At 61.4% G+C, this 12,942-nt stretch carries 16 protein-coding genes; 9 read left to right on the top strand and 7 right to left on the bottom strand.

Annotated elements, in window-relative coordinates; all coding sequences use genetic code 11:
* Window positions 1-10 precede the first annotated feature (10 nt).
* Window positions 11-1,420: an FAD-binding oxidoreductase gene (locus ICI42_RS08785; RefSeq protein WP_188164171.1), complete on the bottom strand. Its 1,410-nt coding sequence runs from the start codon at window positions 1,418-1,420 to the stop codon at window positions 11-13.
* A 94-nt stretch (window positions 1,421-1,514) separates the two neighbouring features.
* Here ICI42_RS08785 and ICI42_RS08780 point away from each other — a divergent pair, with 94 nt between their 5' ends.
* From ICI42_RS08780 to ICI42_RS08760, 5 genes are all read left to right on the top strand, one after another.
* The gene (locus ICI42_RS08780) at window positions 1,515-2,003 is read left to right on the top strand and encodes a thioesterase family protein (protein ID WP_230980228.1); all 489 of its coding nucleotides are present in this window, start codon (window positions 1,515-1,517) and stop codon (window positions 2,001-2,003) included.
* A gap of 183 nt (window positions 2,004-2,186) precedes the next feature.
* Window positions 2,187-2,429 (top strand): hypothetical protein, encoded by a 243-nt coding sequence (locus tag ICI42_RS08775; protein ID WP_230980227.1) that lies wholly within the window; start codon window positions 2,187-2,189, stop codon window positions 2,427-2,429.
* A 158-nt stretch (window positions 2,430-2,587) separates the two neighbouring features.
* Window positions 2,588-5,080, top strand: a complete 2,493-nt coding sequence (locus ICI42_RS08770; protein ID WP_188164170.1) for an ATP-dependent helicase — start codon at window positions 2,588-2,590, stop codon at window positions 5,078-5,080.
* Between the two features lie 90 nt (window positions 5,081-5,170).
* Window positions 5,171-5,383: an alkylphosphonate utilization protein gene (locus ICI42_RS08765; RefSeq protein WP_188164169.1), complete on the top strand. Its 213-nt coding sequence runs from the start codon at window positions 5,171-5,173 to the stop codon at window positions 5,381-5,383.
* A gap of 67 nt (window positions 5,384-5,450) precedes the next feature.
* Window positions 5,451-6,023: a pyridoxamine 5'-phosphate oxidase family protein gene (locus ICI42_RS08760; protein WP_188164168.1), complete on the top strand. Its 573-nt coding sequence runs from the start codon at window positions 5,451-5,453 to the stop codon at window positions 6,021-6,023.
* A gap of 52 nt (window positions 6,024-6,075) precedes the next feature.
* On the opposite strand, the gene ICI42_RS08755 is transcribed toward ICI42_RS08760, so the two are convergent.
* The 3 genes from ICI42_RS08755 to ICI42_RS08745 form a co-directional block, all read right to left on the bottom strand.
* Entirely contained in the window at window positions 6,076-6,711 is a 636-nt protein-coding gene (locus ICI42_RS08755) for a DapH/DapD/GlmU-related protein (RefSeq protein WP_188164167.1), read from the bottom strand.
* 43 nt (window positions 6,712-6,754) lie between these two features.
* Window positions 6,755-7,240, bottom strand: a complete 486-nt coding sequence (locus ICI42_RS08750; RefSeq protein ID WP_188164166.1) for a CreA family protein — start codon at window positions 7,238-7,240, stop codon at window positions 6,755-6,757.
* 68 nt (window positions 7,241-7,308) lie between these two features.
* Window positions 7,309-7,815, bottom strand: coding sequence for a cytochrome b (locus tag ICI42_RS08745; RefSeq protein WP_188164165.1), 507 nt, complete (start codon window positions 7,813-7,815; stop codon window positions 7,309-7,311).
* Between the two features lie 3 nt (window positions 7,816-7,818).
* Here ICI42_RS08745 and ICI42_RS08740 point away from each other — a divergent pair, with 3 nt between their 5' ends.
* From ICI42_RS08740 to ICI42_RS08730, 3 genes are read left to right on the top strand one after another with little or no spacing between them, the layout of a single operon-like run.
* Entirely contained in the window at window positions 7,819-8,121 is a 303-nt protein-coding gene (locus ICI42_RS08740) for a hypothetical protein (RefSeq protein WP_188164498.1), read from the top strand.
* A gap of 28 nt (window positions 8,122-8,149) precedes the next feature.
* The gene (locus ICI42_RS08735) at window positions 8,150-8,725 is read left to right on the top strand and encodes an SCO family protein (protein WP_188164164.1); all 576 of its coding nucleotides are present in this window, start codon (window positions 8,150-8,152) and stop codon (window positions 8,723-8,725) included.
* Window positions 8,726-8,746: 21 nt separating this feature from the next.
* Window positions 8,747-9,619 carry a 50S ribosomal protein L11 methyltransferase gene (locus ICI42_RS08730; RefSeq protein ID WP_188164163.1) on the top strand — a complete coding sequence of 291 codons (873 nt, stop codon included), beginning with the start codon at window positions 8,747-8,749 and terminating at the stop codon, window positions 9,617-9,619.
* A 42-nt stretch (window positions 9,620-9,661) separates the two neighbouring features.
* Here the strand turns inward: ICI42_RS08730 and ICI42_RS08725 are convergent, their stop codons facing one another.
* A complete protein-coding gene (locus tag ICI42_RS08725; protein WP_188164162.1) occupies window positions 9,662-9,841 on the bottom strand; it encodes a hypothetical protein in 180 nt (59 codons plus the stop codon).
* Between the two features lie 240 nt (window positions 9,842-10,081).
* On the opposite strand from ICI42_RS08725, the gene ICI42_RS08720 reads away from it, so the two are divergent.
* Complete coding sequence (locus ICI42_RS08720) at window positions 10,082-11,911, top strand: aminopeptidase P family protein (RefSeq protein WP_188164161.1); 1,830 nt, start codon at window positions 10,082-10,084, stop codon at window positions 11,909-11,911.
* Here the strand turns inward: ICI42_RS08720 and ICI42_RS08715 are convergent.
* Entirely contained in the window at window positions 11,908-12,204 is a 297-nt protein-coding gene (locus ICI42_RS08715) for an AzlD family protein (protein ID WP_188164160.1), read from the bottom strand. The genes ICI42_RS08720 and ICI42_RS08715 overlap by 4 nt on opposite strands.
* On the bottom strand, window positions 12,201-12,911 hold the full coding sequence (locus tag ICI42_RS08710; protein ID WP_330999133.1) for an AzlC family ABC transporter permease: 711 nt from the start codon (window positions 12,909-12,911) through the stop codon (window positions 12,201-12,203). The genes ICI42_RS08715 and ICI42_RS08710 overlap by 4 nt, the downstream gene beginning before the upstream one ends.
* Between the last annotated feature and the right edge of the window lie 31 nt (window positions 12,912-12,942).

Below are 12,942 nucleotides of genomic sequence, written 5' to 3'. Positions count from 1 at the left end.
CCTCGGCCGGTCACAGGGGCAGCATTTTGCCCGGGTTCATGATGTCGAGCGGGTCGAGCGCCTGCTTGATGGTGCGCATCAAAGCCACGCCGTGGCCATGCTCGCGCTCCATGAATGCAACCTTGCCTTGCCCGATGCCGTGCTCGCCGGTGCAGGTACCGTCCATTGCAATCGCGCGCTCCGCAAGCCGTGTCACGAAAGCCTCGGCCTTGGCGATCTCAGTAGGATCGTTCGGATCCATCAGCACCAGAACATGGAAATTGCCGTCGCCGACATGGCCGACGATGGGCGCGACCAGACCCGCCTGGGCAATGTCAGCCTCTGTCTCGCCGATGCATTCGGCAAGCCGCGAGATTGGCACGCAGGCGTCTGTAGAAAGCGCGCGCGCGCCCGGCCGCAGGCTCTGCGAAGCCCAATAAGCCTCATGCCGCGCCTTCCACAGTTTGGCCCGTTCTTCAGCAACCGTGGTCCAGAGGAACGGCCCGCCGCCGAACTCGCTGGCGATCTCGCCAAAGCTTTCGGCCTGCTCGGCCACGCCAGCCTCGCTGCCGTGAAACTCGACGAACAGGCAGGGGCTTTCGGGATAGTCGAGGTTCGAATAGATCTTCATCGCCTTCATCTGCAAGGCGTTGACCAGTTCGATACGGGCCACCGGAATGCCCATCTGGATGGTCATGATGACGGCGTTGCAGGCCGCCTCGACGCTCGGGAACGGGCACACGCCGCCCGAAATCGCCTGCGGAATGCCCTGCAGCCGCAAGGTGATCTCAGTGATAACCCCCAGCGTGCCTTCGGAGCCGACGAGCAAGCGCGTCAGGTCATAGCCGGACGAACTTTTGCGCGCCCGGCTCGCCGTGGTGACGATCTCGCCGTCGGCCATCACAGCCTTAAGCGACAGGACGTTCTCGCGCATGGTTCCGTAGCGCACCGCATTGGTGCCGGAGGCGCGGGTCGACGTCATGCCACCCAGACTGGCATTGGCGCCGGGATCGATGGGAAAAAACAGCCCGGTGTCGCGCAGATGCGTGTTCAGCGCCTCGCGGGTGACGCCTGCCTGTACCGTGCAGTCGAGGTCCTCGGCATTGACGGAAAGCACCTTGTCCATGCGACTGGTATCGATCGAAATGCCGCCGGCCGGCGCGTTGACGTGGCCCTCGAGCGACGTTCCGGTGCCGAACGCGATGACCGGCACGCGATGTTCGGCACAGGCGCGGACGATTTCCTGCACTTCCTCTGTCGTCTCGACGAAGGCGACGCCGTCGGGGAGTTGATTCGGCAGATAGGTGGTGGTGTGGCCGTGCTGTTCGCGGATCGATTGCCCGGTCTGGAAGCGTTCGCCGAAGCGCTGCTTGAATATCCCCAGCACGGTGGCGATGCCCGCCTCGTTGCGTTGCATGACCTTGAGGTCCTTGAGCGCCATGATCCCTCGCCTCCCTGTCCGTTCCGCCTTGCGGAGCTTTTACCGCAGGGTAATCTCGCACCGTCGACGTTTTGTCCAGCCCGCCGGAGAAGAGATGACTGCCCTGCCCGCCCCCTACATCTCCCCAGCCATGACGGTCGAAGACGCATGGATCGATTATAACGGGCACCTCAACATGGCCTACTACCATGTCCTGTTCGACCGCAGCGTGGACTATTTGTTCGAAGCGCTCGGTCTCGGCGAAACCTACCGCGAAAAGCGCGGCGGCACGACATACGCCGCCGAAGTCCATGTCTGCTACGTCAGGGAACTGCATCGCGGCGCCCCGGTCGTCGTGTGGAACCAGGTCATCGACCACGATGCCAAGCGCCTCCATGTCTATCAGGAACTGCGTCATGCCGACGGATGGCTTGCGGCGACATCGGAAAGCTTGACGCTGCATGTCCACACCAGCGGGCCCAAAGTGTCGCCCTTTCCCGCCGACATTCTGGGCAAGATCGCAGCCATGCAGAATGCCCATGCCGTTCTGCCGAAGCCGGACCGCATCGGTCGCGCGGTCGGAATTCCCAGGAGATCATCCTGACGAAGGCGGGGCGCCCGCCGAAGAGTGGACGCCCGACAATCTCTCAGTGATGGCACTGTTGCGGGGAAGTCTCGCTATCTTTGAAATGCCACTGGAGGAGCCGATCTTATCCTTAACAAGCCGTAAACGGCATCCTAAAATGCCTGCGAAACACTTGGTATCGTATCGTATATGGATAGGTAAATGAGCCACGCTCTTTCGGGAAACGGCGCGCTGCGCATGAGCTCGAAAACCGATATCGAGACGGAGGCGCGCAGATTGGCGGGCGATTCGCGGGTGACCGACTACGACTTCTGGCGGTCGCTGAAAAACCTGAACAATGAAATCTTCGCACTCAGCGCCCGCAAGGCGCCCATCCCGCTGGAGATGATTCGCTGGCGGGCGATCATCAAGCAGGCGCGCCTGAAACGCGGCTGGTCTGTTTGATGACGCGGTTAGACCGCCTGAAATGCTGAAATAACAGGGTTTTGGCTGCCGAATGAGACACCACCGGCCGATGCCGATGCTGGCGCGCCGCTCCATTCCTGCCAACTCGATCCGGCTTTTTCTGGCCTTTCGGCGCCGAATCACTACATTCCCCTGAAATGTCCGATTTTCCCGACGATATGCCGTTCTTCGACGGCCCAGCCGGCGGGCCTCCTGCGGCCCGGCCCGCAGGAGGCGGCATTGCCGCGCGCGCCATGGCGGCACGGCAACAGCCTGCCGCGCCTGATTACCTTCGCGGCCTGAACGCCGAACAAAGCCTTGCGGTCGAAACCACGGAAGGTCCGGTGCTGGTTCTGGCTGGTGCCGGAACCGGTAAGACCCGCGTGCTGACCACGCGCATCGCCCATATCCTGGCCACCGGCCGTGCCTTTCCCAGCCAGATCCTGGCCGTGACGTTCACCAACAAGGCCGCGCGCGAAATGAAGCATCGCATCGGCATGCTGGTGGGCGAAGCTGTCGAAGGCATGCCGTGGCTCGGCACGTTCCACTCCATCGGCGTACGCCTGCTGCGCCGCCACGCCGAGCTTGCCGGCCTGCGCTCCGATTTCACCATTCTCGACACTGACGACGTCATCCGGCTGATCAAGCAGCTCATCCAGGCGGAAGGTCTGGACGACAAGCGCTGGCCGCCGCGCCAGTTCGCCATGATGATCGACGGCTGGAAGAACAAGGGCCTCGGCCCCGCCGAAATTCCCGAGGGAGACGCGCGCGCTTTCGCCAATGGCAAGGGCCGCGAACTCTACAAGGCATATCAGGATCGCTTGCTGACTCTGAATGCCTGCGACTTCGGCGACCTTCTGCTGCATCCCATCCGCATCTTCCGCTCTTATCCCGATATCCTGAAGGACTATCACCGGCGGTTCAAATACATCCTGGTGGATGAGTATCAGGACACCAACACCGCACAATATATGTGGCTGCGGCTTTTGGCCCAGCGTCCGGCGGGCGCCGCCGTCAACATCTGCTGCGTCGGCGACGACGACCAGTCGATCTATGGCTGGCGCGGCGCGGAGGTCGACAACATCCTGCGCTTCGAGAAAGATTTTCCCGGCGCCACCGTCATTCGGCTCGAACGCAACTACCGCTCGACCGCGCATATTCTCGGCGCTGCCGCTCATCTCATCGCGCATAATGAAGGCCGTCTGGGCAAGACGCTGTTCACCGACAGGTCCGACCCCGACGACGCCAAGGTCAATGTCCATGCCGCATGGGATTCGGACGAGGAAGCGCGCGCCATCGGCGAGGAAATCGAGCAGCTCCAGCGCCAGAAGCACAATCTCAGCGACATGGCGATCCTGGTCCGCGCCTCGTTCCAGATGCGCTCTTTCGAAGACCGCTTCATCGAGATCGGTCTGAACTACCGCGTCATCGGCGGCCCGCGCTTTTATGAGCGGCAGGAAATCCGTGACGCCATGGCGTTTTTCCGCGTCGTCGCCCAGCCGGCCGACGATCTTGCCTTCGAGCGCATCGTCAATGTGCCCAAGCGCGGGCTCGGAGAAGCGACGATCCGGCAGGTACATGACACTGCCCGGGCACTCGGCGTACCGATGCTGGAGGCGGCAGCAAAGCTCGCCGAAAGCGATGAGCTGAAGCCCAAGCCGCGCGCCGCGCTGCGTGAAGTCGCGGCCAATTTCGAGCGCTGGCAGAAGTCGCTCGAGACCACACCGCATACCGAGCTGGCCGAGACGATCCTCGAAGAGTCCGGCTATACCGACATGTGGAAGAACGACCGCTCGGCGGAGGCGCCAGGGCGGCTCGAAAACCTCAAGGAGCTGATTCGCTCCATGGAGGACTACGAGTCGTTGCGCTCCTTCCTGGAACATGTCGCTTTGGTCATGGATGCCGAGCAGAACGATCAGCTCGACGCCATCAGCATCATGACGCTGCATTCGGCCAAGGGATTGGAATTCGAAACCGTGTTCCTGCCCGGTTGGGAAGAGGGTCTGTTCCCGCACCAGCGCGCGCTCGACGAAGGCGGACGCTCAGGCCTGGAAGAAGAACGCCGCCTCGCCTATGTCGGCGTCACCCGCGCCAAACGGAACCTGCATATCTGGTTCGTCTCCAACCGCCGTATCCATGGCTTGTGGCAGTCGACGATCCCGTCGCGCTTTCTGGACGAACTGCCCGAAGCGCATGTTGAGGTTACCGAAGCCAGCAACTCCTATGGCGGATACGGTTCCGGTAATGGCGGGCGGCAAAACCCCTATGGCGCTTCGCGCTTCGACAATGTCGGCTCGTTTTCCAACACCTATTCCACGCCTGGCTGGCAACGGGCGCAGCAGAACAAGACCGAGGCCACAGACCGCAACTGGGGCACACGCTCCGGTCATCAGGTCGAGCGCATCGGCTATGGCGAGACGGACTCCGGTTTTGGCGCCGGCCGCACCAGCGTCAAGGGCCGGACCATCGAGGGCGAATTGGTCGCGAAATCCGTCTCCAACGAGCCTTCGCGCTTCGCGGTCGGCGACCGCGTGTTCCACCAGAAATTCGGCAATGGCTATGTCTCGGCTATCGACGGCAACAAGCTGACCATCGACTTCGACAAGGCCGGTCAGAAACGCGTTCTGGACGGGTTCGTCATGGCGGCGTGAACATCTACCGAAAGCTTTGCCTTTACCGACATTGGCGACTATAGGCCTCTCCATCACCGGCGCATGGCGTCAACGACAGAGAGGCGCATTATGGACGTCAAGGACAGCAACGGAACTATCCTGAAAGAGGGCGACACCGTTCACGTCATCAAGGATCTGAAGGTCAAGGGCTCGTCAACTGTGCTGAAGCGCGGCACGGTGATCAGGGGAATTCACCTGACCGACAATCCCGATGAGATCGAAGGCCGCACCGACAAGGTCAAGGGCCTGGTGCTCAAGACCATGTTCCTCAAGAAGGGCTGAGAACGGCCTATCCAAACTCGATCTGTCCGCCTTCGCGCCCTGACTGCTCCGCGACCATGCTCGTTTTATGGCCAGATGGGAGGGGCTGCGCGCCCATTTTCGGACCCCCATTTTTTGTCGGAACACCGCTTCGCCTGATGCGTTTTGCCTGCAACGACCACAGGAAGGACGCACTATGGATAAAAAAACCACCGAAGAGTTTTATGAAGACCTTGAGGATTTCGACACGGCGATGCTGGTGACGCGCGATGCGGACATGTTGCGCTCGCGTCCGATGAAGCCATATGTCGGCAACCCCGATGGTTCTATTCGTTTCCTGACCTCCAGACACACCCACAAGATCGACGAGGCAAATGCAGACCCCGCAGCCAATGTCGTATTCGCTGACGATGGCGAATGGATTTCGGTATCGGGCGATATCATGCTTTCCAGCGATCCAAGCGATATCGACGAACTCTGGACCGCCGACGCCGAACCTTGGTTCGAAAATGGGAAAGCGGATGCGGTGGTGATGATCCTCAATCCGCGCGCTGCGGAATATTGGGATTCGTCCAAGCTGAAGGCGAATTGGGAAATGTTAAAAAGCGCGGTGACTGGCCAGAAGGCCGACCCCGGCACCAACCAGAAACTCTCTCTTTAGGCGACGACATTCAGAAACGGCCCGCGCAGGAAATCGCGCGGGCTTTTTGCGTTCAGGTTTCCGCCCAGCGGTCGAGAAACGCCTCGATGGACAGCGCCTGCATGTCGGGGATGGCCTGAAAGAGTTTGTCGCGTGGCCAGTCCCACCACATCGTTGCTTCAATGCGAGCGGCGATCTCAGGTGAAAAACGTCTGCGGATCGGTTTGGCGGGAACACCCGCAACGATGGTGTAAGCGTCGACCTCTTTCGTCACCACTGCGTTGGCGCCGATGATCGCGCCGTTGCCGATGGTAACGCCGGGCATGACGACCGCGCCATGCCCGATCCAGACATCATGACCAATGGTGACCGCCTTGCCTTGCCGGCGTGCCTTGAAGTCGGCGTCGACGCCGAGATAGCGGAAATATTCGTTGGGGCGGTAAGTCAGCTTATGGGTGGTAATGCGCTCCACCGGGTGCTCCAGCGCGTTGAGGCGCGAATTGGCAGCAATGGAACAGAATTTGCCGATGGTGGTGTAGATCGCCTCGGCATGGCGCTCGAAATAGGAATAGTCGCCGATGACGACCTCGCGCAGCACGCAGCGTTCGCCGACAGCGACATGACGGCCCAGCCGGCAAGCCTTAAGTTCGGCTGTCGGATGGATGCGCGGTTCGTCATCCTTGAAGCGCAGGTCGGGCTCGTTTTCCATGAAACGGCTGTAATCCGCCCCGCGCCGGTCTGCAATATGGCGGCTACTGTGGCTTGCCGTTGGTCCAGACGACCTGCTGGCCATAAAGCGGCACCGTTGTCAGCGACATCTTGGCCGAGCCATCCTGCACCTGGCGGGAATGCGACAGATAGATCAGCGTATCGTTGGCCTTGTCGTAGATGCGGTTGACCACCTGCTCCTTCCAGATAAGGCTGATGCCCTGCTTGAAGACCTCCTCGCCCTCTTTGTCCATGTCGATGTCGCCGATTGTGATCGGCCCGGTCTGACGGCAGGCGATGGAAGAATCGGATGGGTTCTCGAACCAGTTGCCCTTCTGCAGCCGGTCGATCACCCCACGATCGAAATAGGATACGTGGCAGGTCACGCCCTGGACCTTGGGATCCTTGATCGCCTCGACGATGATGTCGTTGCCCAGCCAGTCGACGCCGACCTCGCCGACTTCCTGCGCCGAGGCGGCGGAAACCGCGGTCAGCAGCATGGCTGCTATGGGAACGAACGCTGCGCGCATAGGCTGGTCTCCTTGCAAGGCCTGATGGCGCTAGAGGTGGGAGCCTGCCCCTCTCTTTGCAAGCAAAATCAGCTATTGTCCGGCACCATCATGCGGCGTAGCACCGGGCTGCGAAAAACGAAATGCTGCATCAAGGCTCCGGCGATGTGCAGGAAGATAAGCCACATCAGCACTGTCTTGCCGATCAAGTGGACGCCGATTGCGGCATGCACGCCTCCGAACCAGGCGGCCATGCCGGACAGCGGCACAAGAAATAGCAGCAGATAGATCAGCCCATGTATAGCACGCGCCAGAATGCGCAGCGGCGCTGCCTCGTTTTCGGGTGGCGGTGGCGCGCCGCGCGCAAGCCGGAGAAAGATTCGACCGATCGCGAGCAGAAGCACGAGAATACCGGCGACGGCGTGGGCATTGGAGCCGAGCACATCGGCTGGAGGCACCGGCGCGCCTTCGCGCACCGCATCCCAGGCGTCGCCCATGGCGCCATTGGCGAGGAATTGGAACAGGACAAGCAACACAACAGCCCAATGCAGGCTGATCTGGAGCTTGGAATAACCGTTGGGCCTGGCTAACGACATGGCTTGGCCTCCATCCCCAACCAGACTATCCAGGCAATGAACCCGCCACAAGCGCTTCCCGCTCGCGAAATGGTGTTCTTCAATGCCTCACATTGGGCAAGATGTCCTCTTTTTCGCCAAGCGGCGGCGCGCTATGACTTCCCTATGATCAAGGGGCCTCCAATCACGCGTGCAACGGCTGGCTGGCTTGCGCTCGGCACAGCGGCATTTGCCGCCGTGAGCGGTTTGGCCTTCGCGCTGTGGATGGAAAACAGCGCGGCTATTTTTCTCTCCACCGTCGAAGCCGGTCTTTCCTGGTGCTTCTGACGCGCTTTCAGTCAACGGATTTATTACAATGCGCTCCATTCTGGTCGGTATTCTCGTGCTCCTGGCTGTCGCCGTCGGCTGGCTGACCTTCGATTTCTATCGCTCAGAGGGTCAGGCCACGGCTTTTGGCGAGCCGTTCTCGCTGGTCGACGGTAGCGGCCAGCCGATCACCGAAGCCGCCTTCCGCGGTCACCCGACCGCGGTGTTCTTCGGGTTCACCCATTGTCCTGAGGTTTGCCCGACGACGCTGTTCGAACTCGACGGCTGGTTGAAGTCGATGGGTGACGAGGGCAAGGATATCCGCGCCTACTTCGTGTCCGTCGATCCCGAGCGCGACACGCCCGAGGTGTTGAAGAATTACGTCGGCAATGTTTCCGACCGTATCACCGGCATTACAGGCGAGCCCGCCAAGGTGCTGGACATGGCGAAAGCATTCAAGATCTACTACAAGAAGGTGCCGCTGGAGGGCGACGACTACACGATGGATCACACCGCCTCCGTGCTGCTTCTGGACGGTCAGGGCGATTTCTTCGGTACCATCGCCTACGGGGAAAACAGCGACACCGCCGTTGCAAAGCTGAAGCGTCTGGTCGAAAAGGGCTGACGCAGTTCAGCCCGGAAAACCATGTCCCAGACCCGCCTCTTCTTCAGGACCGGACGCATCGACGCGCACCGTGCCTTCACGGCTCTTGATCTCGCCTTCGAGGAGGACGGCTGGCCCGTTGCGATTCTTGAAGTCGATGAAGAACAGGACATCCAGGAAGTGTCGCTTTATGTCGACGGCGAGGTCGAAGACATCGCTGCCGAGATGCGCCAGGTCATGGACGGGTTGGGTCTGGACCAGGCGCTGGACCGAGAGGTCCTGCCGGATATCGACTGGGTCACGAAGTCGCTGGAGGGGCTGAAGCCGGTCGCCGCCGGTCGCTTCCTGGTGCATGGCGCGCACGACCGCCAGAAGCGACGCGCCGGACAGATCGCCATCGAGATCGAAGCAGGCCTTGCCTTCGGCACAGGCCACCACGGCACGACGGCGGGTTGCCTGGAAATGCTGGAGCGCGTTGTAATGCGCGAGCGCCCGCGCAATGCGCTCGACCTGGGCACGGGCAGCGCAGTGCTGGCTATCGCCATTGCGCGCCTCGCCCGCATTCCGGTTCTGGCGACCGATATCGACCCGATCGCAACGCGGGTGGCAGCGGAGAATGCCGGCCTCAACCATGTGGGACGTTTCGTGAAGGCGGAAAACGCGCCGGGGTTTCATCACCCTTTGTTCGGCGCGCACAAGCCGTTCGACCTGATCGTCGCCAACATCCTGGCGCGGCCGCTGATGCGGCTGGCGCCCGAAATGGCCCGACATCTAACGCCGGGCGGCTCGATCATCCTGTCCGGCATTCTTGACCGACAGCGCGATGCCGTGCTCGCAGCCTATAACGGCCAGAGGTTCCGGCACGTACGCACGTTGCACAAGGAAGGATGGGTAACCATCCACCTCAAGCGCTGAGGCGCCTGGTCAGGTGCGTCGCATGAAGCGCCGTTCGGCTGATTAGAGATAAGCCGCGAAACCTGCGTTCTTTTCGAGGTTCTTGCGGTCATAGCCATATTGCTTCAGCGTGGCGTCGTCCATCGTGAGCAGGACGCCGTTCACATAACGAGTTGCTTGGCGCTGACGGGCGGTAACCAGGGCATCAAAAGCGTTCGCAAAAAAACCGGTCTTCTTGGCCATTGTCGTGTTCCTTTCAGGAAATCCAACTCTGCAATTCTCTAACAACTAGGTAAGTTACACTGACCTAATTGAGTAGTGACAGGATTGCATGACATCCCTCACCTTTTTGCATATGCGAAGGAAATGCTGCATCGCACCATCGGGACGTTGCAGCCATTTGCACGACGACGGAATCGGTTCAAACCGCGGTCGAAATGCTTTAACGTCCGCCCAACTTTGCGAGAGCAGCAGGCGCGTTTCATGTTCCAGACATTCGACTCCACCAACGATCCCTCAAAGGGACGCGACCGCGTCGCGAGGCTGCGGCAGTGGTTCGCATCGGAAGGATTGGACGGGTTTGTCGTGCCTCGCGCAGATGAGCATCAGGGCGAATACGTGCCCGCGCGCGCCGAACGCCTGAAATGGCTGACAGGCTTCTCCGGTTCGGCCGGCGTCGCCGTGGTGCTGGCCGAAAGTGCTGCGATATTCGTAGATGGACGCTATACGTTGCAGGTGCGCGCACAGGTCGACCTCGACACGTTTGGCATCGAGAGCCTGATCGAAAACCCGCCGCCGGCATGGCTCGAGAAAAATCTGACGGCCAACGCGCGTTTGGGCTTCGATCCGTGGCTGCATACGATTGCCGAAGCCAAGGCATTGAAAGCCGTCGCCGAGAAGGCCGGCGCCGTCTTGGTGCCAGTCGAACGCAATGCGGTGGACGCCATATGGAACGACCAGCCCGAAGCGCCCAAGGCGGCAGTTGAAATCCATCCCATCCAGTTCGCAGGCGAATTGGCAAAGGACAAGCTGGCGAGACTTGCCGCAACACTCTCCAAGCAGGGCGCAAGCCACGCGGTGCTGACCGATCCCTCTTCCATCGCCTGGGCCTTCAACATTCGTGGCAATGACGTGCCCCACACGCCGCTGGCGCTCGGCTTTGCCATTCTGGCTGCCGATGGCAAACACCAGCTGTTCATGAACGAAGCCAAGCTCGGCATCACCGAGCGCGCCTATCTGACCCAACTCGCCGACATCAGCCAACCCGACGCGTTGGAGGACACGCTTTCGACGCTTGCCCAAAACGGCGCGACCATCGCGCTCGACCCGGCGCTGGCAGCGGAAAAGTTGCGTCTGGTCATCGAAAGCAGCGGCGGCGCCGTGGTCCTCGCCAGTGATCCGGCCCGGCTGCCGCGCGCCACCAAGAACCGCGCCGAGATCGAAGGCACCCGTGCCGCCCACCGCCGCGACGGTGCCGCGGTGGCCAGACTGCTGTGCTGGCTTGACCGGCAGGAACCCGGCACCGTCGACGAGATCGCCGTGGTGACCAAGCTGGAGGAGGTACGCAAGCAGGCGGGTGAGGATACCCAGATGCCGCTGCGCGACGTGTCGTTCGATACCATCTCCGGCGCCGGCCCGAACGGGGCGATCATCCACTATCACGTCTCGCGCGCCACCAGCCGAACATTGTCGGGCGGCGAGCTGTTCCTGCTCGATTCGGGCGCACAATTTCAGGATGGCACCACGGACATCACCCGCACCATTGCCATCGGCACGCCCAGCGAGGAAATGCGCGAGCGCTTCACCCTGGTGCTGAAAGGCATGATGGGCCTGTCCATGCTGCGGTTTCCCGCCGGCATACGCGGCCGGGACATCGATGCGGTCGCCCGAATTGCGCTCTGGAAACACGGCTTGGACTATGCCCATGGCACCGGCCATGGGGTCGGTTCCTACCTCGCCGTCCATGAAGGACCGCAGCGCATCGCCAAGACCGGCACAGAGAAGCTGCTCGAGGGCATGATCGTCTCAAACGAGCCCGGCTACTATAAGGAAGGCGAGTACGGCATCCGGCTGGAGAACCTGATCCTCGTGACACCAGCCGAAAAGATCGCAGACGGCGCCATCGCCATGCACGGCTTCGAGACGCTGACGCTTGCTCCGTTCGACCAACGCCTGCTGCGTACCGATCTGTTGACGCGCGAGGAGTTGGACTGGCTGAACGCCTATCACGCCCGCGTCTTGCGCGAGATCGGGCCGATGGTGGATGGCGAAACGTTGTCTTGGCTGGAAAAGGCGACTGCGCCCGTTGTTTAACTCATGACCTGCCGGAGCAGGATCAGCGTGACGGCGCCGGCCAGGAACATCGGCATCAGCCCCAAACGCAAGGCAACCAGCGCCGCCACCAGAAGCGCTGTGAATTCGGCAGGCCCGGCGGTCAATGCTGCGGGCGCCACGAGCGTGGTAAGAACCGCCGCGGGCACGGCGTCGAGGCCGGCCTGCACGCGCGGATGGATCCGTGGGAAGCGTGACAGCACCAGATGCCCACCGATGCGGGTCAGGTAGGTCGCAACGGCCGCTGCGAGGATGATCCAGACATTGACGCTCATGGCGTTTCGTCTTTCGCCTCTTGGAGCGGCAGTGCTGCCGCGAGCACGATGCCGGCAAGCGCGCCGATCGACACATGCCATGGTGAGCCGACGAGCCTGTAGGCCAGCATCGACGCTGCCGCGCTGACCAGCACGATGGGTAGCCAGCGCGGACGCTTGCGAAACCCCATGACGAGGCCGAGAAAATAGATCGGCAAAAGAAAATCGATGCCGAGCGCCTGCTTGTTCGGAAGAAGGCTGCCAAAGATCGCCCCCAGCAGCGTCTCGATCTGCCAGCAGACATAGAGCATGGCGCCGACGCCGCTATACCAGGCGAAGGTGATGCGCTTGCCCTGCTCTGCCCGGCGCTCGGCTTCGGCATAAGGTGGATCGGCCAGCACGAAGAACGAAAGCGCCTGCTGCCACAGCGGCCAATGGGAAATCCGTCGTCCCAGCGATGCCGAATACAGAACATGCCGGAAATTGACGGCAAAAATCGACACCACGATCAGCCACGGCGCGACCTTCTGGCCGAAGAGTTCGAGCCCGACCATCTGGCTCGCTCCGGCAAAAACCGTAAGGCTCATCAGGCAGGTTTCGAATATCGAAAAGCCGTTCTCGATCGCAAGCGCACCGAACAGCAAGCCGAACGGCGCCGAAGCTACCGTTGCCGGAAGGCAGGTGCGCGCCCCCGCTATGAACTCGTCCAGATTGGTGGCTGACGACACACTCTTCTCCGATGCGGAGAGATCAGTAGGG

The sequence above is a fragment of the Oryzicola mucosus genome, from assembly GCF_014534685.1.
Taxonomy (GTDB): domain Bacteria; phylum Pseudomonadota; class Alphaproteobacteria; order Rhizobiales; family Rhizobiaceae; genus Oryzicola; species Oryzicola mucosus.
This window is presented reverse-complemented; position numbering and strand designations above follow the sequence as displayed.